22 protein-coding genes and 1 pseudogene are annotated in these 25,082 nt (G+C 32.5%); 11 read left to right on the forward strand and 12 right to left on the reverse strand.

Translation table 11 applies throughout. The features are described from left to right. Positions 1 to 53: 53 nt before the first annotated feature. Together DW1_RS00370 and DW1_RS00375 are read left to right on the forward strand one after the other, a co-directional pair. Positions 54 to 1,235, forward strand: a complete 1,182-nt coding sequence (locus tag DW1_RS00370; RefSeq protein ID WP_074348475.1) for a glycosyltransferase family 4 protein — start codon at positions 54 to 56, stop codon at positions 1,233 to 1,235. 1 nt (position 1,236) lies between these two features. Next, positions 1,237 to 1,539 carry a hypothetical protein gene (locus DW1_RS00375; protein WP_074348477.1) on the forward strand — a complete coding sequence of 101 codons (303 nt, stop codon included), beginning with the start codon at positions 1,237 to 1,239 and terminating at the stop codon, positions 1,537 to 1,539. 162 nt (positions 1,540 to 1,701) lie between these two features. On the opposite strand, the gene DW1_RS15085 is transcribed toward DW1_RS00375, so the two are convergent. The 6 genes from DW1_RS15085 to DW1_RS00415 form a co-directional block, all read right to left on the reverse strand. Continuing rightward, positions 1,702 to 2,760 (reverse strand): muramidase family protein, encoded by a 1,059-nt coding sequence (locus DW1_RS15085; RefSeq protein ID WP_083605430.1) that lies wholly within the window; start codon positions 2,758 to 2,760, stop codon positions 1,702 to 1,704. A 120-nt stretch (positions 2,761 to 2,880) separates the two neighbouring features. After that, complete coding sequence (locus DW1_RS00395) at positions 2,881 to 3,657, reverse strand: ABC transporter ATP-binding protein (protein WP_074348479.1); 777 nt, start codon at positions 3,655 to 3,657, stop codon at positions 2,881 to 2,883. Beyond that, the gene (locus tag DW1_RS00400; protein ID WP_074348481.1) at positions 3,641 to 4,549 is read right to left on the reverse strand and encodes an ABC transporter permease; all 909 of its coding nucleotides are present in this window, start codon (positions 4,547 to 4,549) and stop codon (positions 3,641 to 3,643) included. The genes DW1_RS00395 and DW1_RS00400 overlap by 17 nt, the downstream gene beginning before the upstream one ends. 1 nt (position 4,550) lies before the next feature. After that, the gene (locus tag DW1_RS00405; protein WP_074348482.1) at positions 4,551 to 5,570 is read right to left on the reverse strand and encodes an ABC transporter substrate-binding protein; all 1,020 of its coding nucleotides are present in this window, start codon (positions 5,568 to 5,570) and stop codon (positions 4,551 to 4,553) included. Between the two features lie 247 nt (positions 5,571 to 5,817). Beyond that, the gene (locus tag DW1_RS00410; protein ID WP_074348484.1) at positions 5,818 to 6,237 is read right to left on the reverse strand and encodes a HutP family protein; all 420 of its coding nucleotides are present in this window, start codon (positions 6,235 to 6,237) and stop codon (positions 5,818 to 5,820) included. A 118-nt stretch (positions 6,238 to 6,355) separates the two neighbouring features. Continuing rightward, positions 6,356 to 7,747 (reverse strand): sodium-dependent transporter, encoded by a 1,392-nt coding sequence (locus DW1_RS00415; RefSeq protein ID WP_074348486.1) that lies wholly within the window; start codon positions 7,745 to 7,747, stop codon positions 6,356 to 6,358. Between the two features lie 243 nt (positions 7,748 to 7,990). Here DW1_RS00415 and DW1_RS00420 point away from each other — a divergent pair, with 243 nt between their 5' ends. Both DW1_RS00420 and DW1_RS00425 read left to right on the forward strand, forming a co-directional pair. Beyond that, entirely contained in the window at positions 7,991 to 8,374 is a 384-nt protein-coding gene (locus DW1_RS00420) for a lactoylglutathione lyase (protein ID WP_074348488.1), read from the forward strand. Positions 8,375 to 8,904: 530 nt separating this feature from the next. Beyond that, positions 8,905 to 10,770 carry a methyl-accepting chemotaxis protein gene (locus DW1_RS00425; protein WP_074348490.1) on the forward strand — a complete coding sequence of 622 codons (1,866 nt, stop codon included), beginning with the start codon at positions 8,905 to 8,907 and terminating at the stop codon, positions 10,768 to 10,770. Between the two features lie 258 nt (positions 10,771 to 11,028). Here DW1_RS00425 and DW1_RS00430 read toward each other — a convergent pair whose 3' ends face one another. Further along, entirely contained in the window at positions 11,029 to 11,805 is a 777-nt protein-coding gene (locus DW1_RS00430) for a DUF364 domain-containing protein (protein ID WP_074348492.1), read from the reverse strand. A gap of 233 nt (positions 11,806 to 12,038) precedes the next feature. Between DW1_RS00430 and DW1_RS00435 the strand changes: the two genes are divergently transcribed. From DW1_RS00435 to eutH, 7 genes are all read left to right on the forward strand, one after another. After that, positions 12,039 to 13,685: an ABC transporter substrate-binding protein gene (locus DW1_RS00435; RefSeq protein ID WP_074348494.1), complete on the forward strand. Its 1,647-nt coding sequence runs from the start codon at positions 12,039 to 12,041 to the stop codon at positions 13,683 to 13,685. A 4-nt stretch (positions 13,686 to 13,689) separates the two neighbouring features. Beyond that, the gene (locus DW1_RS00440) at positions 13,690 to 14,637 is read left to right on the forward strand and encodes an ABC transporter permease (protein ID WP_074348496.1); all 948 of its coding nucleotides are present in this window, start codon (positions 13,690 to 13,692) and stop codon (positions 14,635 to 14,637) included. After that, a complete protein-coding gene (locus DW1_RS00445; protein ID WP_074348497.1) occupies positions 14,638 to 15,447 on the forward strand; it encodes an ABC transporter permease in 810 nt (269 codons plus the stop codon). It begins immediately after the preceding gene. A gap of 10 nt (positions 15,448 to 15,457) precedes the next feature. After that, positions 15,458 to 16,105 carry an ATP-binding cassette domain-containing protein gene (locus DW1_RS00450; protein ID WP_074348499.1) on the forward strand — a complete coding sequence of 216 codons (648 nt, stop codon included), beginning with the start codon at positions 15,458 to 15,460 and terminating at the stop codon, positions 16,103 to 16,105. Next, entirely contained in the window at positions 16,092 to 16,838 is a 747-nt protein-coding gene (locus DW1_RS00455; protein WP_074348501.1) for an ABC transporter ATP-binding protein, read from the forward strand. The genes DW1_RS00450 and DW1_RS00455 overlap by 14 nt, the downstream gene beginning before the upstream one ends. Positions 16,839 to 16,890: 52 nt before the next feature. Further along, positions 16,891 to 18,132, forward strand: a complete 1,242-nt coding sequence (locus DW1_RS00460; RefSeq protein WP_074348503.1) for a glutamate-5-semialdehyde dehydrogenase — start codon at positions 16,891 to 16,893, stop codon at positions 18,130 to 18,132. A gap of 143 nt (positions 18,133 to 18,275) precedes the next feature. Further along, positions 18,276 to 19,394: an ethanolamine utilization protein EutH gene (gene eutH, locus DW1_RS00465; RefSeq protein ID WP_074348505.1), complete on the forward strand. Its 1,119-nt coding sequence runs from the start codon at positions 18,276 to 18,278 to the stop codon at positions 19,392 to 19,394. 59 nt (positions 19,395 to 19,453) lie between these two features. On the opposite strand, the gene abc-f is transcribed toward eutH, so the two are convergent. The 5 genes and pseudogenes from abc-f to DW1_RS16000 form a co-directional block, all read right to left on the reverse strand. Further along, on the reverse strand, positions 19,454 to 21,109 hold the full coding sequence (gene abc-f / locus DW1_RS00470; RefSeq protein ID WP_074348507.1) for a ribosomal protection-like ABC-F family protein: 1,656 nt from the start codon (positions 21,107 to 21,109) through the stop codon (positions 19,454 to 19,456). A 545-nt stretch (positions 21,110 to 21,654) separates the two neighbouring features. After that, the gene (locus DW1_RS00475; protein ID WP_074348509.1) at positions 21,655 to 22,116 is read right to left on the reverse strand and encodes a chemotaxis protein CheX; all 462 of its coding nucleotides are present in this window, start codon (positions 22,114 to 22,116) and stop codon (positions 21,655 to 21,657) included. A gap of 5 nt (positions 22,117 to 22,121) precedes the next feature. Then, positions 22,122 to 22,535, reverse strand: coding sequence for a bacteriohemerythrin (locus DW1_RS00480; protein ID WP_074348511.1), 414 nt, complete (start codon positions 22,533 to 22,535; stop codon positions 22,122 to 22,124). 316 nt (positions 22,536 to 22,851) lie between these two features. Continuing rightward, positions 22,852 to 24,195, reverse strand: a complete 1,344-nt coding sequence (locus DW1_RS00485; RefSeq protein WP_083605432.1) for an MATE family efflux transporter — start codon at positions 24,193 to 24,195, stop codon at positions 22,852 to 22,854. Between the two features lie 262 nt (positions 24,196 to 24,457). Then, positions 24,458 to 24,826: pseudogene (locus DW1_RS16000) on the reverse strand (hypothetical protein); the annotation flags it as partial. Positions 24,827 to 25,082: the final 256 nt, after the last annotated feature.

Raw genomic sequence — 25,082 nt, forward strand, 5'->3', positions numbered from 1 at the left:
TTTACTTATGTAAATTTATAATATTAGGATTTTAGAAAAACAGGAGTGAGGACATGAGGATATTATTGACTACAGATACTTTTAGTCCCTCTATAAATGGAGTAGTTATTTCCATAAGTAATCTGTATAAAGAATTAGTTAAGAGAGGACACGAGGTTAGAATACTAACACTTTCATTTAAAGGCTATTCATATAAGGAAGGAGATATTTACTATCTAAAGTCTTTTAATGCTAGAATATACCCAGGTGCGAGGGGTACCCTTTCATATAAAAACAGTTTCATAAAAGAAATTATAGAATGGTCACCTGATATAGTCCATTCCCATACAGAGTTTTGCACACTAATACATGCTAAGTATATAAGAAAGACCCTCAGAATTCCACACATACACACTTATCATACTATGTATGAGGATTATTTATGTTATGTTTTCAAGGGAATGTTAATATCTAAAAGAAGAGCTATGAAAATAATCAAAAGGTTAATAGGCTCAGTTGACGAGATCATAACACCAACCCAAAAAGCTAAGAGGTCTTTAATTTCTTATGGGATTAATAAGCCTATTAGTATAATACCTACAGGCATTGATTTGTCAAGATTTAGATTAGGTGACCAATATACAGAAAAGATAGAAGAATTAAGAAGGAGTATAGGAATAAAGAAAACGGACAAGGTTCTTATATTTCTTGGAAGACTAGGAAAAGAGAAGAACATAGACGAGATAATATTGAATGTAAAGGAATTAAATGAAAGTCAGGACATTAAGATGTTAATAGTAGGAGGAGGTCCCTACGCCGATAATTTAAAGAAACTAGTAGATGAATTAGACCTTAATGAAAAAATTATATTCACTGGAATGGTACCTCCTGAAGATGTACCACTATACTATTCCCTAGCAAATATTTTCGTGACAGCATCTACTAGTGAAACTCAAGGATTAACTTATATTGAAGCATTAGCCAGCGGTCTTCCTGTAGTATGCAGATATGATGAGGCTGTAGAAGGTTTGATAGACAACGGGTTAAATGGGTATATGTATAGAAGTAAGAATGAGTTTAAAGAAAGTATTAAAGCATTAACAAAGAGCAGTGATGATTTCCAATGGATTCGAGCAAAAGCTAAAAATTCAGTTGATAGGTTTTCACTTGATGTTTTTGCATCTGAAGTTGAAGAATTGTATCTAAGACATGTAGATAGTACCAGTCTATTACAATTAAATGAAAGGAAGTGGTGAAATGTTTAAGCTGAAAAGTAAAGAAGATGTGTTAAAGAACTATGTAAGTAGGTATCCGGAGTTAGATGAACATTTTAAGTCAAGGCTTTCAGAGGAATATGACAGGTATGCAAAGCTTCTTGAGAATTGTAAGACAAAGGAAGATGCACTAGAGGTTTTTGATAATGAAATAAGAGAAAACGAGAATCGATACAGGGATAATGCACTATCAAGAGGACTAGAAGACTCTCCATATAATCAGTACATGGAAATACTTGCACACTATGGACTAATTGTATTTTTTAGAGACAATATTTTTGAATAAGAGTAATCAAACACCTTCGCCAAGGCTCAGGATGACTTAAGCTAAGTCATCCTGAGCAGCATACTAATTATATCCTTGAGATTACAATTAGACTGGGAAGGTTTTTTCTTTTAAGCCTCTATAAAAGGGGCTTACATAAAATCGATGATTTCAGTAATCTGGTTATACTTGAGCTTCAGGTGGTATACAGATTCTTTTTCCAGCAGTGAATTCACTTGGAGCCATAGTTGGATTATATCTTAGTATATCAGTTGCAGATACAGTAAATTCTTCTGCAATACTTGACAATGTATCGCCTTCCTTAATGATGTATGTTTTACCTGTTGGACATAGTTCAGCAGGCTCATAAGGTGGGATACATATTTCCTGACCTATTTGAAGATTTTCTACGTCAATGCCTGGATTAGCATCTACAATAGCTCTAAAGGATATATCGTATCTCTGTGCTAATCTGAAAAGAGTATCTCCCGTTCCAATTACATGTATTCTACCTCCTGGACATCTTTGCTCTCTTGGTATACAAATCCTCTGACCTATTGTTAATCTAGTAGGATCTACACCAGGATTTGCAGTTTCTAAATCTCTAACTGTTACTCCAAATCTAGTAGCTATACTGAAGAATGTGTCACCTGCTTCTATAGTATAATAAGCGCCCCCAGGGCATGGAGGTGTTCCAGGTGGAACTACCTTAGCAGGTATACAAATGATTCGTCCAACTACTAAGCTATTAGGGTCAACAGTAGGATTTGCTTCTTGAAGTTGTCTAATGGTTACATTAAATCTATTAGCTAAACCAAAGAATGTGTCTCCAGGTCTTATTACATAATAAGTACCATCAACACATGGAGGTATAGCAGGTGGCTCAGGTGGAGCTGGTGTCCTAGGTATACAAATCCTTTGGCCAACTACTAAATTAAAAGGATTTACTAATGGATTTGCCTGCTGCAACTCTCTTACAGTTATATCAAATTCATCAGCAATTCTATAGAATGTGTCTCCTGCCTTAATTGTATAGATGGTTCCATTTGGACAAGTAGGTGTTATAGTAACTCTAGGAACGCATATTACTTGACCAACTTGAATGCGGTTGACGTCGATAGTAGGATTTAAAAATCTAATAACTGCAATAGTTGTGTTGAACTCTGCAGCTATTCTGCTAATAGTATCCCCTCGCTTTACCGTATAGGCTTGAGCAAAAGGAGGGCATGTTCTTTCGCGCATATTACATATCACCTCACTTAGATTTGTAGTATATAATATTCATAGTAGAGATTAAATGTGCATATGAGAAAGACCATACAAAAACCCTTCTCAGTACATGTTTTGTACCGAGAAGGGTTTTTAGCTAAATAGGCTTCTATCACTAATATCTTTGAAGAGCGATAGAAGTTTTTCTTTTGTAAGACTAGATTTTTCTTTTCCTGATATATCTGTTACTATTTGACCTCTATGCATCATAATAAGTCTATTTCCGTACTTTATAGCATGGTCAATATTATGAGTAACCATGAGGGCAGTTAAGCTTTTTTCTTTAACAATCTTATCTGTAATTTCCATGACTATTTCAGATGTCTTAGGGTCTAGTGCAGCAGTATGTTCATCTAAAAGTAGCAGATTAGGATTTGTTAATGTAGACATTATTAAGGCTAAAGACTGTCTTTGTCCACCTGACAACTTAGATACAATTGTATCTAGCTTTTCCTCCAATCCTAAATCAAGTATTCTTAATGAATCTTTGAAAAAATTTTCATTCTTTTTACTAACTAAGAAAGAAAAGTCAAATTTTTTTCCTTTATTAAGAGCCATAGAGAGATTCTCTCTAACTGTCATAGAAGGCACAGTACCTAGGGCTGGATCTTGAAAAATCCTAGATATTTTTTGACATCTCAAACTTTCTGACTCTTTAGTAATATCTGAACTACCTAGAATAATTCTTCCCTTATCTATTCCAAGCTTTCCTGATATTATGTTAAGAAGAGTAGATTTACCTGCACCATTACTTCCTATTATACAAATGAAATCGCCTCTATTTATATTTAAAGAAAATCTGTCGAATATTTTTTCTTCGTTGATATCGCCAATATTAAATGTTTTACTTATATTAGTTAGCTCTAGCACTTAAATCACCTGCTTGTCTTTTTTCTTTGAACAACTGAAAGTTGCTAAGTTTGAATGAGGATTCTTTTCCTCCTAAATATAGTGCAAGTATTACAATTATACAGCTAACAAGCTTTAAATCACTTGGGTTAAAGCCTACTTTTAAGCTTAAAGAAATACTAGCTCTGTATAAAATTGCACCTATTATACATAAAAAACTTGGTTTTATTAGTCTGAAATTCTTGAATATAGAATGCGCCATTATAATAGATGCCAAGCCTATAACCATAGTACCAGTTCCCATATTTATATCACTATAGCCTTGGTATTGAGCGAAAACACTTCCAGATAGGGCAACTAATCCATTTGATAATGCAAGCCCGAGTACCTTAATACTTCCCGTACTTATTCCTAAAGAAATCACCATACCTTCATTGCTTCCTGTTGCTTTTAAAAGATAACCAAGTTTAGTCTTGAAGAATATTAAGAAAATAGTAGCACAAATAACTGCTAGGATTAAAGCTATAAATAAACTACTAGCTAAGCTACTTTTTGGGAAAATAGTTTCATTATTAAACATAGGCAGATTTGCCTTTCCCATTATTCTTAAGTTAATGGAATATAAAGCTAGCATTACTAAAATTCCTGAAAGCAAGTCTTTTATTTTAAGCTTTAAGTTTAATATTCCTGTTAAAATTCCTGCTAAAGCTCCTGCTATAACAGAGAATAAAAGGGCTACAAAAGGGTTAAACCCTTTTATAATCAAAATCGCAGATACACTTGCTCCTAATGTAAATGTCCCATCAACTGACATATCGGCAAAATTAAGAAATCTAAAGGTTATATATACACCCATTACCATTATGGAAAAGATAAAACCTTGGAGAAAAATGCCCAATATAAAATCATTCATATTATTCAGCTCCCTTCACTAATGTTGCTCTATTCAATATTTCTTCGGGGATGCTAATACCAAGCTGTTCTACAGCTTTTTCGTTGATTATCAATTCTGTCTCCTTTAGCATAGAAACCGGTATATCCTTTATACTTTTACCTTCAAGTATTTCAGCAGCCATTATGCCTGTTTGATGCCCTAATTTATAATAATCAACTCCCTCACATGCAAGGGCACCGCCTTCAACATGCCCTTTTTCCGAGCCTATTATGGCTACACCGTTATTCGTAGCTATTTTAGAGATTATTGGTATATTTGAAGCTACTAAATTATCAGTTGGAAGGAATAAGAAATCTATATCCTTAATCTTAGCATTTAATGCTGGTTCAAATTCTGTTGTATTTATAACTGGAATCTCTATTACTGTCATACCCAAATCTTTTGCTGCTTCCTTTGCCATATTAACCTGAAGCTGAGAATTAACTTCACTAGTGCTATATAGTACACCTACTTTACTTGCACTAGGGATTAATGTTTTTCCAAGCTCTAGCTGTTTAGCTATGGGACTAAGATCGCTAGTGCCTGTTACATTACCCTCTGGTGCATCGGCTTTTTTAACTAGTCCAGCATGTACAGGGTCGGTTACAGCAGTAAATAATACAGGGATATCCTTAGTAGAGTTATGTGCTGATTGTGCTGAAGGTGTGGAAATAGCAAGAATTAAGTCTTTTTTCTGAGACACAAAATTCTGAGCAATAGTAGTTGTTAAAGCAATATCTCCTTGAGCAAACTGAGTGTCTAGCTTTAGATTTTTACCTTCTTCATAGCCTTTTTCTTTCAAGGCATCAACAAAACCAGCCCTAGCATTATCTAATGCAGGGTGCTCTACTATTTGACTGATTCCTATAGATACTACTTTTTGAGAATCACTACTTGAATTGACAGGTGAACAAGCACCTAAAAATAAAGTGATAATTAAAAGAAATGAAATTAAGCCTAAGCTTTTACTTAGACTAGTGGGATGTTTTTTTCCTACCATACTACCGTCCTCCAATTTTTAATTTTTGGTTTGAAGCTCTTCTACATATGCTACCTAACTTCCCTTAGCCTCTAAGGCTACCTACAAAAACTACTAAAGCTACTATATAAGCTATTTACACGAAATGGTGATTTGTGTAGTCTGCTTGATTAATATTTAGGAATGATTTTATAACTTTTTAAATTATATGTCAATAGAAAAATAAAAAATATAAACAATAAAATAATGACTAATTTGTTTATTTTAGTTAATTCATATTTGGTATTGACCTATGTCCTAGTCCAATTGCTAGATCGTTAAGATGAAGTAGTCCAATACTTATGAATAGACAGACGCTAACATGCTCATCATATCTAGCTATACCTATTTTACCTCCAAAATTAAAACCAGTTGCCTTTGGGCTTACTTGGGTTATGGCCTCCATTATAGCTCCAGCCACAGCTCCTTCGTGGACATGATAATCTTTTATTATTCCAGTTTTCTTAGAAGCCACTAGGGTTCTTTCAATGATTTTTGGTATAGAATTGATTAAGTCTCCACCTATGTCTACAGCAGCAGCTTTAAAATTTTTTTTGGTAAGCTCTTCAACTATGGCTCTTTCTTCGTCCCTAGTAGAGATCGCAAGCCTTACTGCAGCTTTAGCAACATCAGTACTACCATTTTTCATACAATCACCTCAAAATCATATTGTAAACAAAATTATATAAGATATACCTCATTTTGTAAATGTTTGAATCAGATTAAAAAGGCTCGAGGAAAGAGAGATTCTTTACTTGAGCCATATACTAAAGTTTTAACAAACCTACAGAATTCAAGAAAATAATTATCAAGAGTATTGGAGTAACATATCTTAATATCAATCTAAATAACTTCAAATAAATAGCCATATTTAATTTTCCTTGATTAGATAATTCATTAATTAGATCATCTTTAGCTACAAAATACCCTACAAAAATCGCTATTAGTAGGCCACCTATTGGCATGAATATATTAGATGAAATATAATCGAATAAATCGAAGAAGTTAAGACTCAATATTGTAATATTACCTAAAAGGCTGCTTGGATGGACAGTTAGTATTCCGATAAATATAATTACTCCTCCAGTTAATAGTACAGCTTTCCCTTTTTTCATGTTTAGTGATTCTGTAAGGACAGATACAGGTACTGCAAACATTGATGTCATAGCAGTAGTAGCTGCTATAGAAGCTAAAAAGAAAAATGCAGCTAACAATACATTTCCAAAGGGTATCTTAGAAAAAACCAGAGGAATTGTATTAAATAAAAGTCCACGTCCACTCCCAGGTTCAAGTCCAAAGGTAAAAACTACAGGGAATATAGCTAAACCTGCAAGCATAGATATTCCCGTGTCTGATAGTGCAACTCTAGCTGAAGTAACAGGCATGTTATTGTCATCAGTAAAATAGCTAGCATAAGTCATCATAGTACCCATACCTATAGATAGTTTAAAAAATGCAAGACCAAGAGCAGATAGTATTACTGATGGAGTGATAGCTGAGAAGTCCATGCTAAATAAAAAATTAATTCCTTCTTTAGCACCTTCAAGAGTTAAAGCTCTTATGGCGCATAAAATAATTAAGACTAATAGTACAGGCATTAAGGTTTTAGTCACCTTTTCAATACCTTTCTTAACCCCTGCAAATATTATGATAGATACTATTGCGATGACTATTAGCTGCCAAAGCATAGGAGAAAGAGTCCCATTTACTGCGATGTTAAACTCATTAGAGACAAATATTCCAGCTTCTTTTATAGGTAAGCTTGCTATATTTGTAAAGTCACCTTTTATAGCCTTAAATGTATAGAGATACACCCAACCTGCTACGGAGGAATAGAATAGCATGACAAATAAACTAGTTAATACACCTAAATAGCCTATTATCTTCCAAAAAGAGCTTGCTTTTAGCTTTTCGAAGGCTTGTATTGGATTTGTCCGAGCCCTTCTGCCAATATAGAACTCAGATATTGCTACAGGCATCCCAACTAATGCGACACATATTAAATATACTAAAATAAAGGCTCCTCCACCATTGATACCAACTAAATAAGGGAATTTCCATATGTTTCCTAAGCCTACAGCAGAACCAAGGGTAGCAAAGAACACTGCAAGTCCTGATGAAAAAGTCTCTCGTTTTGTATTTGGATTTAGATTTGACATGGAAGCCTCCTTATAAGTAGTCTTAAATGCTACTCATATTATTATTCTGTCCTAAGTACGAATAGCATATATAAAATTTTTTTAATATTTCAATATATTATAATGCCTACTGCAATCTGTCAAGAGGGAGAATGATATAAATGCATGCTTTTCCTAAATTATTCTCTTTGAAGTGCTTGAGAAGTTTAGTTTAGAGTTATTAAGGATATAAATAAATATAAATACTTTTGAGGGGTGATATCTATGAAATGTAAATTGCTTCACACATGTATAAGAGTAATGGACTTAGAGAAATCTTTAAAGTTTTATGAGGAAGCTCTAGGTCTAAAAGAAACAAGGAGAAAAGACTTTCCAGAAGATGAGTTTACATTAGTCTTTTTAAGTGACGAATCAGGACAATATGAGATTGAGCTTACATACAATTATAACCCTGAGAAGCCTTATGAAATTGGAAATGGATTTAGTCACATAGCAGTTTCCGTTGAAGATTTAGAGGCTTCTAGAGAAAGACACTTAGAAATGGGATATGAAGTTACTGAGCTTATGGGGCTACCGGGAGAAAAACCTAGATATTATTTTGTAACAGATCCAGATGGATATGATATAGAAGTATTAAGAGCAAAATAACCCTATTTCATAATTAAACTAAAAAGAGATTCTTCGCAAATGCTCAGAATGATAATTAGTAAAATAAGTCATTCTAATGACTCAAGTCCGAAGAATCTCTTTAATTATGCAAACTCAAACTACATATTATGTAAGTTCCTCTTTACAGTCATTTTTTAAACTCAATTCTGCCTATTGCTGTAATTCAACTACCCTTGTAGGTATCAGATAAAATAAGCATAAGAATTTATCTTAGAAGTAAAAAACTAAGGACTTTATATCTTTTGTCGATATACATATAATATGCAAAAAAGTGCAGAAAAATACTAGTTTATAACGGGATAGAAAATAATAAAGTTTAAATAAAGCATAAGAAAAATTAGCAATACTTCTTCTATTAGTTAAATGATAACTTATTCATATATAATTTTTTAAATTACCAACTCTATTAGATGCAGAATAATATCTATAAATATAATGTGGTAGCAGTAGTATTATATGGAAGGAAAGCAAATTTTTCAAGAAAATAAGTTTAGGGAGGATAAAAGAAGTTGAAAACAATAAGATTAAGCACAAAGTTATTGATACCTATAATATTAGTTATTATTTTTAGCACATTTATAATGGGATATATAGCTGTAAATAGTTATATAAAAGTAGCTGTAGAAACAGAGAAAAGAAACTTAGAAAATGTGAACAATATAGCAATTGATGCAATGGCATCTGCTAGTCGTGCATCACGCTATGTAAGCTCTCTTTTTGATAGTGCAGAAGCAAGCGAAGCTCAAGGAGATATATACAATGACAATAATAATGAGCCTGATGCAATTACTTCTGCTAGTCCTATAATTCAATTTAAGAATCCAAATCTTCAGAACAAAAATCAAGAGTTAGATAAAATACTTTCTGCTCAGAACTACATAGAGAGTTTAAACATAGGCAAAGAAGGTTATTTTGTGGCATTTAATAAAGAGGGAGAAATAAAGTTGCATTCGGACATGAAAAACCTAGACAAGTATGATTTTAAGACAAACGGAGAATATGCTTTAATATATGAAGACATACTAAATTATTGTCTAGAAAATACTCCAAGTATAGTTAATAATACTGATGACTTTGAACGGTATCCAATAGGAGAAAAACAGTTTATTCTAGATGGAAAAAGCTACTATGCAAGAATTGAAATGTGGGAGAGTCTCTATATAGCCAGCATATTAGATGAATATTCAATAATTGAAGAAGCAAGACAAGAATCAAGAGCTTTATTTATTCCTTTGATTTGTATAATCATAGTAGCTTCAATTATCTTTATTATATTAGTCAAAAAAATCGTAAGTGACAAAATGAAAATTATAAGACAAAATGCTTTAAAATTTGCTCAGGGTGATTTTGGAAAATTAGAAGAAATAAAATCAAAAACCAGAGATGAGATTGATGAAACGAATAAAGTCCTATTAGACTCTTCAAAAAAGATGCTCAATATAGTCAAAAGCTTAGGTGAACATAGTAAGGAGTTAGTAATAAAAAGTGAAATTTTATTCAGATTAAGTAAAGGATATAGTTTTGATAGTAGAGAGATTTTAGCTGCAATGGAGGAAATAGAAAGAGGGAGCGAAAGTCAATTAGGAAATACTATTAATGGTGCAAAAGAGTTAGATTTATTAAAAGAAATAATTTATGAAGACCAAGAGAACCTAAAAGTACTAAACCTAAGAACTGAAGATATAGATAATCTAAAAGAAGAAGGGAATAGAATAATAGAAAAGTTAATAGAGTATACAAAGGAAAACAATGAAGCTACTGCTAAATTAAAGGAAGCTATAGAGCAGTCTAGTTTTAATGCAAGTAAGATAGAAGAAGCTAGTTCTAAGATAAAAGCCATAGCAAAACAGACAAATCTTTTAGCTCTTAATGCAAGTATAGAAGCAGCTAGAGCAGGAGAGTATGGAAAAGGATTTGCAGTAGTAGCAGAGGAAATCCGATTATTAGCAGAAGAATCCAATACATTTGTTTTAGAGATAGAAGAAATTATAAAGATACTATTACAAGGAACAGAAGAAGCAGTAGGCATAATAAATGATGTTGGAATAATAGTTGATTATCAAACAGAAAACGTAGAAAAGACGGGAGAAAAGTTCCATAGAATAAGAGAAAAAATTGAAGAAATTAAAACTGTTATTGATTCTCTCAACCATAGTGGTAAAGTACTCGTAGAAAAGAAAGAAGAAATAGTTAATATTATTGAATATTTAAGTGCCATTGCAGAAGAAAACAATGCGAGTACAGAAGAGGTTAGTGCAAAATTAGAAGAACAGAATAATAGCACTTTAGAATTAGAATCCTTAAGCACAGAGTTAAAGTCTGTAGCAGATAGCTTAAAAAGCGAGCTAGAAATTTTAGAAGGTAAAAGACAATAGCTTTAAAAGAGTAATGATATTAGCAACAAAACCCATATTTTATACATTTAGCAAAAGATATGGACTAGATTTAATAGTGCTATAGAAGAAAATAAAATAATCTTAAATCTTAGGCACCTAAACCCCGATTTCATATAAAAATGAAACCGGGGTTTGTGAAATCAATAACTTGTATAAATAGTAAAAAAAGTCAAAATCAGAAAAACTCTTTAATTGCTATATTAGTCTACATATTATGTAAATTCTTCTTTAATAATTTTAGTCTACAATCCTACAAAAATGACCATTTCCATACTCATGCATAGTTAGTCTACCACAGCCTCTAGAGATTTTCTTAAATAGCTCCTCTTTACAGTCATTTTTAAACTCAATTCCACTTATTGCTGTAATTCCACTACCTTTGTAGGCATCAGGATAAAAAGGAACTGAGAAGCCTACTAAGGCTATTTCACGAGCATTTGTACACATCTTAAGTATTTCATCAGTAGTATGGTTAATCATAGTTGTTCCAGTTATTATAACTACATCACATTGAGGCAATAGGTTAGCCTGCATTGAAACAGGATAAACTGATGCACCTTCAACACTACCTTGGATATCTATTGCCCTGTCAAAAGAAATATATCTTTTCACCCTTGAAGCTAGATTTTTAACTAAAGGGGGCATATGTCCGATTACACCAACAGTATCATCAGATGTTATTTTTTCATATAATGTATCCATATCTTCAGTAGATTTATTAGAACGTATATATTTATTTGCTGCATTTATAACAGCACACCCCAAACCCCTTTGTAAATCCTCGGCTCCTGTAATAGCCCATTTTGCACAGTCAATTGCTTCCATACCTATCATTTCTTCACCATATGAAAAGATAGAACATCCGGAAGGAAGTTTTTCTCTCATTAAATATATAAAGGCAACATTATCATTTGAAAGCTGAACACCTGCAAAAGATATTCCTATGATAACGTCCTTTATATAAAGACCTTCCAAATCATTTTTTGCAATATCAAAGACCTTTTCAATTAACATTTATCCAATATACCCCCTTTACAAAAAATATGATGTAACAAAAGAATTATAGCATATCAAAACAGGGCTTTTATATGATTATTAAACATTTCTATTTAACCATCAACGCTGATAGAAATTATCAATAGAGGTATTATTGAATGATTTCAGGACATGCCATATAATTGGGTTGTACATAAATAAATTAAGGATTTTATCAATTAATGATTATTTGAAACTGGAGGGATTGTAAAATGAAAACGAAGCTATTAAAGAAAATTCTTTTATTATCCATAGCCTTGATAATGATTATAGGATTAGTTGGCTGTGGACAAAAAACACCTGTAGAGAACCCAGTTATTGAAGATAATACTCCTGTAACTGAAGAAGAAACACCTTCTGTTATAGAAGAAAAAGTTATTAGAATGGATTTAAGTGATGTAGGTTATCCATCTGTGTACACAGTGTCTAAAAAGGGGCAGGGCTACGTTGCTCTTCAATTTATTTTTGATACACTTATATGGAAAGACAGCACAGGAGAGGTTCCATATCTTGCAGAAAGATATGAGGTATCCGAAGACAACAAAACTTATACCTTCTATCTAAGGAAGGGAGTTAAATTCACTGATGGAGAAGAATTTAACGCTGAAGATGTTAAGTTCACATTTGACTATACTAAAGACCATCCTTATCATTATGCTTCAACTAGCATGGTTAAGGAAACAAGGATTGTTGATGACTATACTGTAGAAGTGGAGCTTTCAGATGTATATGTTCCATTTATAAGTGATGTTGCAGGCTGCCTACCAATACTTCCTGAGCATATCTGGAAGGATGTTACTGAGCCAGAAACATTCACAGCTCCAGAGGCAGTTATTGCTACAGGACCATTTAAATTAGAGTCCTATGACAGTGCTGCCGGAGTATATGTATATACTAAAAACGAGAACTACTTTTATGGAGATGTTGCTGTTGATAAGTTAATAATAAGCGACCTTGATGATGCTAGAGAGGCTTTCGTTGCCGGGGATCTAGATGTTTCTGCTACTATGGGATATAATAAAGCTACTAGCTTTAAGAATGATGATAAGTATAAGGTACTAGAGGGTCCAGGACTTTGGGTGAGCAGACTATACTTTAACTTTAATGAACCTGCTTTCAATTCAAAGGAAGTAAGACAAGCTATACATCATGCTCTTAATCTAGACGAAATAGTGGAAAAGGTTAAAGGTGGAGCTGCTATTCCAGGTAGTGCAGGACATATCCAACCTGACACACCATGGTATAACCCTAGCGTTCAACAATATCCTTACGATGTAGAAAAGGCAAAAGAGCTCCTTATAGAGGCAGGAGCAGTTGATTCAAATAACGACGGAGTAATGGAATACGAAGGAAAAGAAATGAAGTTCGAAGCATTATTTGGTGAAAAAGATGTTCAATATGCAGAGCTTGTAGCCAACTACTTAAAGGAAATAGGAATCATACTTGAAGTGAAAACATCTGATGACAATACTGTTAAAACTCTTATAGGGGAAGGAAACTTTTCCATAGCTGTGAATGGACATGGTTCCTTTGGTGGAGACCCGATTCTTCTTGGGCGTTTTGCTTCTGATTCAGATGGAGCGCCACAAGTTACAGCTCAAGGTGGAAAGGTTTGGCATAATGAAGAATATAATAAAATCTTTGCACAATCAGCAATGGAGCTAAATAAAGAAAAAAGAAAAGAATTAGTGAATAAATTACAAGAGATTATAGCTGAAGAGTTACCTACTATAACAATGTTCTACAATCTTAATGCTACAGTATATAATCCAACTGTTTATGATGGGTATTACTATACTCCAGATGGAATAGGTGTTGCAATTCCTTTCCCATACAATAAGCTTTGTTTTGTGGAGTGATTAAATGAAATCACTAATTAAGTATTTGGTGTATATATCATTAATAATAGCACTTTCATTTGCACTGCCAAGGTTAATCCCTGGCAGTCCTTTGTTTGCAATGGTAGAAGATATAAGCTCTGTAGATAATATGACAAAGGATGCCTTAAAAGCCTTTGAAAAGTATTACTCTCCAGAGCTTCCCCTACTGGAGCAATTTATAAAGTATATTAAAAACCTTTTTAATTTGGATTTTGGCTATTCCTTCTATTATAAAATGCCAGTACTTCAATTGATAATGGAAAGGGTTGGTTGGACTCTTTTGCTTTCATTTTTGTCTATTGGACTATCATCAATAATCGGAATTGTTCTTGGAATACGGTCTGGACTTAAGGACAGAGAAAGCAAGTTATTAATTAGCACTTTTATATGTATCCATGCTACTCCTACTTTTCTTTTAGCAGCTATTTTTCAGATAATAATAGCATACAAGCTTAGATTATTGCCAGCTACAGGTGCTTATACTATAGGATTAAGCTTTGGACAGCCTGGATATATTCTTGATGTTATAAAGCACATGATTTTGCCATTATCTGTTCTAGTTATATCACAAATACCGCCTATATATTTATTTGCAAAAAATAGTACTGCAAATGTTAAGAAAGAGCAGTTTGTCAAGATGGCAAGCTATTTGAATATTGATAAAAGGGATATCTATTTTAAATATATTTTCAAAAATATTATACCAGAGCTTTTAGGTAGACTAAATATTCAATTTGTTCTAGCAATAACAGGGTCTATTTTTGTAGAAGCTGTTTTTTCCTATCCTGGTCTCGGACAGCTTTTAAGAAGCTCAATATCCTATAGAGACTATCCATTATTACAGGGAATACTCTTAGTCTGCTGTACATATGGAATTGTGGTAAACTTCATTTTTGAGTTCATCGCTTTAAGAAATATTAAGAGGTGTTAAATGCTAAATTCATTTAAGAAATTAAGTAAAACAAAAAAGGCTAGTGCAATTATTCTGATAACCTTTTTATTGATAGCTGTTTTTTCTAATTTGTTGATGCCTTACTCACAGGAAGACATAAGCCATCCTAGACTACTAAAGCCAAGTACAAGCCATTTACTTGGTACAGATGAAATAGGTCATGATATTTTTTCTCTCTTAATATATGGCTTTAGAATAACGATTCTTACGACTATTGTATCAGGATTTTTCACTACACTTATAGGAACTTCTCTTGCATATATATCTGCCTACTATGGAGGAATTATTAAAACTGCTATTTCTGAAATAGCAAACCTGTTCGTAATAGTTCCTGAAATTGTAATGATTATGTTTTTTTCTTCATTAGCAAGGCCTAAACTAATCTATACCATTATGGCAATTGTATTTTTCTCATGGCCTAAAGTATATAAAATAGCACTTTTTAAAATTATGAACTATATGGAAAAGAGTAAAGTCAAATACACATTATTAATAAAAGGGAATTGGTTTGATGTATTAAAGAAGTTGCTTCCTGATATTTTACCAGTGATGTCTACCTTCTTTGTCCTTCAATGTAATAAGGCTGTTATGTATGAGGCATCTCTCTCCTTTTTTGGTATAGGAGATCCGCTTAAGAAAACATGGGGAAAACTCATAAGAGCGGCACTAGATTATGACGAATTATACTATGATAGTACATTCTTATGGTACTTGATTCCACCAGTTTTGTGCTTAATACTATTTGTTATATCTCTTACACTTCTCTCAAGTGAAAATAAGGAACTTTAGAGGTGTTTATATGATAACTATTGAAAATCTTAAAATAATCTACAATAAAAAAGCCATAAGCTATCCTAATATTCATATTAAAAGAAATGAGTTTGTAGGATTATTTGGTAAGAGCGGCTGTGGGAAAACATCGCTTTTAGAGGCTCTCTTTGGTTTAGACTTTCAAGGAGAACTAGTATATGATAAATGCACCATAAATGATGTGGATATTAAGGAGTTAGATAGCAGTAAGTATGATTATATAAGCTATTGTCCGCAGTTTTCACAAAATGCTTTTAACCCAAAGCTAAGTGTAATGGAGCATATACACCTAACACTTAAAGGTAATGGACTGCAATATAACACAGAAGAAATAGGTGTTCTTATGGAAAGACTAGCACTAGAGCCTATTCTTCTAAACTATTATCCATATATGCTATCTGGAGGACAAAAACAGCGGTTGATTTTACTTATTTCCATATTAAAAAGACCTAAATTATTGATTCTTGATGAACCTTCTTCAGCAATAGACCTAATCACATTAAGGAAGATAGTTGAGTTTTTAACTTCATATAAAGGCAAGCTTACCATAATAATGGTAGCTCATCAAAAAGTGCTTTTGGAAAAAGTAACGGATAGAATAATAGTCCTTGAGGAGTATGATAATGCTAAAGGTTAGAAATATTATGAAAACCTATGGAAAGTTTAGGGTTTTAGAGGATATAAGTTTTGATTTGGAACTGGGAGAAAGTTTAGTTTTAGCAGGAAGGTCTGGAAGTGGAAAAACTACTTTAGCCAAGATAATTATTGGACTTGAACAATGTGATTCAGGAGAGGTTTTTCATTTTGGTAAGAAGCTGAATAATAACTATCGCAAAAGAACATTTTCTGAACTGGCAAAGGTTCAATATATATTTCAAGACCCTTATAGTGCGCTAGAGCCTAGCTTTACCTTGGAACGAACCTTGATGGAAACAGTTAATATATGCAGGAGAAATAACTATAAACCAATGGATATAGATGCTGCTCTTTCCATGGTAGATAAGGGATTTTTAAATCAGAAAAAGCGCAAAATATCAACCTTTAGTGGAGGTCAGCAACAAAAAATATGTATAGCAAGGGCCTTACTTACATATCCAAAGTTGATAATTGCAGATGAAGCAACATCAATGCTTGACTTTGACAATAGAATAGAAATAAATTCTCTATTGAATAAAGTCAAAAAGGAATATGAGTTGTCTATAATAGCCATAGTTCATGATATAGAATTCCATAATGACAAGTGGGATAAGATAGCAGTAATAAACGAACACAAGCTAGTAGACTTTATGGAGTTTAAGGACTTTTTTCAGTATGCATCAAGTGATTACTCAAAGGAATTGATAAATAGTCATAAATATTTCTATGAGTAAGAATAGATAAGGTGTGTACTATTAAATAATTTGAGTAAAAGGGGTGCGGCTAATGGTTGGAGATATAACATATATTGCTAAGAAAAGTTCTCGTGACCTTGCATTAGTTGAGGGAGAGACAAGAAGTAGGGTTATTCTTAAGATGGCAGAGAATATTTTGGCTAATAAGGAACAGATTTTATTGGCTAATAAGCAAGACATTGAAATAGCTAAAAAGAATGGCTTAGACGAATCTCGACTATCAATACTTACACTAAATGAGAAAAGTATTGACGCTATGGAAGAAAGCTTAAAGAGAATGTCAAGACTAATAGATCCTGTTGGAGAGAGAATTAGCTATTTGGCAAAAAAAGATGGTCTAATTATTGAGAAAAAATATGTGCCATTAGGGGTAGTTTCTGTTGTTTATGAAGCCAGACCTGATGTAGTTACGGATTCTGTAGGTATTTGTATTCGAACAGGAAATTCAGTTATTCTAGCAGGAAGTCGTCATAGTACCAATACTGATAAATGTACTTCTGAAATACTGAGAGATACATTGAGTGAATTTGGAATATGTCCTGATAATATTCAATACTTATCTGATTGTTCTCATGAAAGTAAAATTGAACTAGCAAGACAAGATAGATTTGTAGATTTAATGGTTATTAGGGCAGGGGTAGAAGCCGTAGACAAATTAAGAGAATATGCAATTGTGCCTATTATTGTAGCAGGCGAAGGAAATTGTCATATCTATATTGATGAGGATGCTAGCTTTGATATGGCATGTGATATTGTAGTTAATAGCAAGGTTCCAAGACCAAAGGCGTGTAATGCGGCTGAAACTATTTTGATTCATAAAGACTGGGGGGTACAGCATTTTACAGAGCTTATAAATAAGTTGCTTGAAAATAATATTGAAATATTTGGTTGTGAAAAATCTACACAATTACATTCAAGTATAAAATCAGCTAATGAGTTCCATTTTCAACATGAATTCTTCGCTCCTGCCCTTGCAGTGAAAATAGTTGAGGATATAGATGAAGCAATTAACCACATAAATCAATATAGAACACCACATACAGAAACCATTATAAGCAATAATCTTGAAAAAGTATCTTACTTTAAGAATTATGTAGAGGCAAATGTCATATGTCACAACGCCTCAACAAGATTAACAGATGGAATTGAGTTTGGTTTAGGTGGAGAAATCGGCATAAGCACTCAGAAATTTCATGTAGGTGGACCTATAGGTATATATCATTTAATGCATCAAAAGTACTTTTTGTCTGGAAACGGCAACTTAAGGTATTAAAAAATATGTTATTTTTTCTATCTAATTTTGCCATATACATATTTAAGTATTTTTATTATAATTACTATCAGAAGTAAACTAAAAACTATATACAGTAGAAAAATACTACTAAATCATATTCGGATAAGGAGAAATGAAATCAAATGAACGAAGTAGTCCTTTATACTATTTTTGCATTTGCCGTATTAGGATGTATAGATAGAGTATTAGGCAGTAAATTTGGATTAGGAGAAAAGTTTGAAGAAGGTTTTAAGTCGATGGGTAGTTTAGCTATGAGCATAATAGGAATATACTCGCTAGCACCAGTGATTTCAAATCAATTGTCAAGGATAATTGCTCCAATGTTTACAGCTTTAGGTGTAGATCCTTCCATACTACCAGCATCTATTCTTGCATGTGATATGGGTGGCTATATATCAGCGGCTAGAATGGCTCAAACGGAAGAAATGGGGATATTTTCTGGTCTTATTTTGGCATCCATGCTAGGTGCTACAGTAGTGTTCACAATTCCTATTGCAGCAAGTGCTATTGATAAGAAGGATCATTATTTTTTTACCAAAGGAATATTATCAGGTCTGATAACCTTACCTATAGGTAGTATTGTTGGAGGAATACTTCTAGGAATCAATATATATAAACTTATGATTAATATGATACCTGTAATTGTATTATCAGCTATCTTAGCTGTAGGACTTATTAGATGTCCTAATAAATTAATAAAAGGATTTAACTATTTTAGTAAAGTAATAGTTGCTATTGGTGCAATTGGACTTATGGTAAGCATATTTGAGAGGATATCAGGTATTACTATTATACAAGGGATGGAGCCCTTTGATGAAGGACTAAAGATAGTTGGAAGCATTGCCATAGTCCTCTGTGGAGCTTATCCAATGATGAGCTTGTTTACGAAAGCATTTAAAAAGCCCTTATCTAAACTTGGAGAGAAGGTAGGTATAGGTGAAAATGCAGTTGCAGGAATTGTAGTATCTTTAGCTAATAATGTTCCCGCATTTGTAATGATGAAGGATATGGATGATAGAGGAAAGGTGCTATGCTCAGCATTTGCAGTAAGCGGAGCTTTTACATTTGGCGGACAGCTTGGATTTGTAGCTGGAGTTGATAAAACAGTCATAGTTCCTTTTATTGTTTCAAAGCTATTAGCAGGAATCTGTGCTATTGCATTAGCTGTATTGCTTACAAGAAACCTAGACGAACATAACAGAAACACTTATGTTGAAAAAAAGAGATCAGGCTTGAATTAATAATTCAAGCCTGATTAAATCTATATGATATTTATAGTATAAGTTTCTTTTTAAATCAATTATTTCTTTAGTTCTTTAAGCTTTTTAGTGACTTCAAAATATTCCTTTTCTAAATCAGATTTTTCGTCATCCTTGCAGTTCATAAGCCTAAAAGATATATGAGATAGCTGCATCTCTAGCCTAAGTATTTCTTCATTTATATCAATATTCTTCTTTGATTGAGATTGTTTCTTTTTATTAAGATAATAAGAGTAATTTCCCAAGTATTGGATAAGATCATTGTTAGAAAGCTCCCATATTTCTTCGGCTATTTTTTCTACAAAGTACCTATCATGAGATACAAACAGTATAGCTCCTTCATAATCAAGAAGTGCCTCCTCAATTATTTCTCTTGTAGGTATATCAAGAAAGTTAGTAGGCTCATCTAAGATTAATAGATTGTTTTCCTCAAGAATTAGCTTTAAGAAAGCTACCCTAACTCTTTCGCCATAGCTTAAGTTTTCGATTCTTTTATATACATCATCTCTTCTAAAAAGCATACAGCCTAGTAATGTTCTAACATAGCTTTCGTCACTGTTTATCTTTTTTAGCTCCTCTAGTATTGTAGAGTTTAGGTTTAGTTCTTCAAGCTCTTGAGAAAAGTAGCCTATTTTTACGGAAGGAGAGATGCTTATATCCCCATCCAATGAGATCGTTCCCATTAGTCCTTTAAGTAAAGTGCTTTTTCCAACTCCGTTTTTACCTATAAGTCCAATTCTGGCATTTCTGTATATGCTAAAGCTAATATTTTCAAAAAGTGTTTTATCATAGGTTTTAGATATATTTTGTACTCTAATCAGAATCTCACTAGTTTTATCACTACTACCCTCAAGCTTAATGCTTATATTCTTAGGAATTTTAGGCTTTTCTTTTTCTTCAATATTCTGAAGCCTTGATATGATTGCCTTTGACCTTTTGACTATTTTATTTGCCTTGCCTCTTTGAAAGTCATTTGCAGACATATCATTGTATCTATTTGCCCTTTCCATATGCTTTCTAGCGGCAATTTCAAGCTGTCTTTTTTTCTTGATGTATTCTTCGTATTCTAGCCTTGCTCTGTCAAGTTCAATTTTCTTTTGAGTAGCATAGAAGGTATATCCCCCACTATACTCTCTAATAGTTTTATCTTCTAACTCGAATATTTTAGAGACAGTCTTATCTAGAAAGTATCTGTCGTGGGTTACTATTAGAACAGCACCACTAAATTCATTTATGAAGTTTTCTAGCCATTCAATAGTTTCATAATCTAGATGATTAGTAGGTTCATCAAGTATTAATATATCTGGGTTTTGAAGGAGAAGCCTTATAAGGTAAAGCTTAGTTTTTTCGCCGCCACTTAATGTTTCAACTTTTTGCTTTTCTGCATCACTTAATCCAAATCTATTAAGTAACTCTAAAAACTCTCCATACTTCTTTGTTTCCTCCATTAGTTCATATACAAACAAATTATTATTTATAAATAGATTTTGTGGAAGATAACCATATCTGCCATAGAACTTTATACTACCGCTGTCAGTTTCTAACTCTGATGTTATCACTCTAAGTAATGTAGTCTTACCGATACCGTTTCTACCAACTATTCCGATTTTATCCTTTCTATATAACTTAAAATTTATATTTTTTAATATTTCCTTATCTTCAATAAACTTTGATACACTATTTACATCTAATAGCATAGACTCAACTCCTTATGTGATTTTCTCAAAAAAATAAAGCTATAGGTTTACCCTATAGCTCTATACAGGTTGCTATAATCCTCATGAACTAGCCAGATTTTTCAAGCATTTGCGCAGAGAATTAAGGAAACTTAGAATCAAGTTTCTGGGTACTACAATTTCTCTAGCCATCTACAGCTAGATATGTCTGTAAAGACCAAACCATAGATTTAGATAATTGCAGCATAGTTCAAAGATTATAGAACACAAAAAAGCCATAGATATACAATACCCATGGCTTGAATTCAATATATAAATACAAATATTATATAAACATAATTAGCTTAAGCGCTAACTCCAATTAGACAAGGGGTACTATAAACCTAGTAAATAAACAACTCTATAGATTTTTGTTGAGTTAGGTTTATTTTTATTTTCACTGCATTGTACCTCCTGTATTTGATAAAAATATTATACCATATTATCCAGAAATTATCAAGAGAATAAAGCTAAGCTAAAATATTTATTTAATCACATAAGTCAAGTTAGCTTATAATCATGTTATTTTATTTTTCTTTTAAAAATATACAAATATCAAATTCTCCTATTGGTGTTTTTAAAGTAAGTAATAATGCCTTATCGCTTGCTAAAGAAAAAGACTTATAGTTCCCTAAAAAAATCTGAGGAGGAGATATGTCACATGTACAGTTGTTTTGTGATAAATTTGTTAATGCATTTCCTCCAATAATGTTAGCTACCTCTCCTAAGGCTGAAGAAGCAAATCCATCAATTGTATCCATTTCCATGCCTGACATTATTCTTATCATTTCTAATGCCATATCTTTTGGGAAGTTAAAAAGTATGGAACCCATTAAATCCCCAGTGACTCCAAGCAACACATTAGCATCTTTGCTACATATCATGTCTTCAACTATCTTCATATCTCCCTTTTTTGGCTCAATGTCAAGCATAAGTTTGAAAACATCTACAGTTGCCTTATAAAAGGAGTTTATGTATTCTGCTTTCATTATACTTATCCCTCCTTAGATTTTGCATATTCTCCAATTTTTTGATCTATTTTACCTACATGCATAATTAACCATGTCATGAGTTTACCGCCAAACTCTTGGACTTTTTCTTCTGTGAAGCCCTCCTCTTTGAAAAGTCTTACATAATTATTTATTCCTTCTCTAAACTTAGAATGAGCTTCTTTATGAGCTTCAATATCTGGATAATTAATTTGCTCTTGATAGATTTCCTCATCATGGAAATGAACAATAACATATTCCTGCATGAAGCTCATGGTTTCTTTTACTTTTTCTAGTTTGTCATTCCAATTTTCATTGCTTCTAATAATTTGTGTAAAATCTGATACCCGCCTAAATAATTCTTTGTGCTGTTCGTCAATGAGTTCTACCCCAACTGCATACTTGTCTTTCCACATCATATAAATCTCCCCATTTTGAATTATAATTCATATAATGATATAAATATATAATAAATTATACCATTTTTCTATCCCAAAAAAGCATAAATAATCATTAAAAAGTTATAATATAATCAAAATATATTTGTGATGTAACTATTTATAGGACAAGCGAAAACTATTAGAGAGTTATTTAGATATTTTTGAGATTCAATACATAATAAAAAAATAAAGCTTTGTTCATAACACCTTATCTCTATACAACATTCTCCTCATGCAGCAGCATGTCTTAGCTAATTAATATCCATTATATAGCTTGTTATAAAAAAGTGCTATATTAAATTAAATTTTCTTTCAATTTATTTATTTTCATATATATAATGGATACTGTTATAGATGTTACAGAGGCTATTGGTGCGGATAAACCTAATCCTATTAAGCCTTTTTGGAGTACTAATACCATTAAAAATGCTACTGGAATTCTGACTAATATAGATGACAATGTTCCATTTATCATTGTAAAGTTAGTTTTTCCACATCCATTTAAATATCCATTTAGATTAAACTTAATAGCAACTAGCATAAAATCTATACTATAGGTTTTAAAATATAGGCTTCCTGATTTTATTACATCTGAATCTGCTTTAAATATTCCCATTATAGATTGAGGATGTAATTGGGTCCATGCAAGGAAAAATAATGAGCATATAAAAGACATTAGTATACTTATTTTTAATGCTTTAGCAGCCCTTTCTGGTTTATTTGCTCCTACATTTTGAGCAGTTAGTGCCGCTAGAGCATATGATATTGCCATAGGTGGAAGCATTGAAAACACCTCAAATTTAGCAACTATACCTACTGCTGCTGACTCTGCTACCCCCATACTATTTGCAATGCCGGCTATAACTAAGAAAGAAGCCCAAAGTAATACTTCTTGTAAAGATAAAGGAGCTCCGACTTTTAATAGCGTCAGTATTTTATCTTTTTTAATAATAAAATTCTCTTTTTTAAACTCAAATATAAATTTTCTCCTAGATAGATAAACTATTGCTAAAACCATACTAATTCCCTGTGAAAGTACAGTAGCCAAAGCAGCACCTGCAGCTCTCATATCAAATAATCCTACAAAAGTTAAATCTAAAACTATATTAAATACACAAGCTATAGCAATAAAATATACTGGTCTTTTAGAGTCTCCTAGTCCTCTAAGTATAGCGCTTATAGAGTTATAACCAGTTATAAATACAACTCCGCTAGAACATATAATTACATACTTCATAGCATCTATATAAGCTTCTGTTGGTGTTCTTAAAATATTGAGCAAAGGTTTGGTTATTAAAAGCATTAAACCAGTTATAAGCAGTGATACAAATACTCCTAAGCACAGCATATTGCCTATTGTTTCAGATGTATCTTTATTTTTCTTTGCCCCATAGTACTGACCAATGAGAATAGTTCCTCCCATAGTAAGCCCTGTTATTAGCCCATTTACAATTTGCATAACTTGTGTGCCAACAGCTACAGATGATAGGCCTGCAGTATCTGTAAACAGACCTACAACTAACAGGTCTGCTGTACCATATAAAGCCTGTATCAAATTTGCTATTATAAAAGGAATTGAAAAACTAATAAGTGATTTATAAATGCTCCCTTCAGTTAAATCCTGTTCTATTTGCTTCAATTTTCTCATCTCCCTAGTTAATTTGCTCTCAGTTTATCTTGAGTAGTTATAGTAGTTTATAGTGCCATTATTAATAACGCCTATTATCTTTTTACCTAAGCTATGGTCTAATCTACTTAAGTAATATCTATTATACTATAATTATATTATGATAGGCTAACTACAATCAATCCATAAGTATATTACCATGTTCACTTGAATTTCTTTTGGAAAAAATAGCGGGTCAGACTTATAAGAAAAAGTCTAACCCGCCATTATAAAACTAAATATACTTCACATCTAAATTAATCGCTAAAGCTTTTTGACCTACAAAAGCCTTATCCTCAGAGCGTCCAATAAAGTCATCCCCAAACATTGTATATACATCTCCTGAAATAGTTAACTCAGGAAGTCTTCCTATTAGTCTTTCTCCATCAGTTAAGAAAGCCAGTTGAACAGGTGTACCAAATACTCCTTCTGCAGTGAAGTCGCCGCCAGAAGCTATTAGAACTGCCACTGCTAGCTGGCCATTTAGAAGCTCTTTTAATGTCTTGCCGCTGGAAGCTATCTTTAAGTATTTAGGAGCTAAGGAAGGTACTTTGTCATATTCTGCTGAGGCACTTCCTGTTAGAGGCAGATTAAATGATATTACCCATCGGTAGTCAAATTACCATACATAACTATATGTATTAGGAGAATTGGATAATATATCCTTTAGACTATATTACTATTACACCTTAATAATGTCAAGCTAATACTAAATAAAATTAATTATTTATTTAAATTATTTAATGATCGGTTGATATGGATTTTTTAAAAGATCTAATATTATTGGAGAATAGGAGATAGAAGAAAAAACATACGAACATATGTTTGCAAAATTAAAATTTAGTGGTAAAATATTGATA

This window comes from Proteiniborus sp. DW1, from assembly GCF_900095305.1.
Taxonomy (GTDB): Bacteria; Bacillota; Clostridia; order Tissierellales; family Proteiniboraceae; genus Proteiniborus.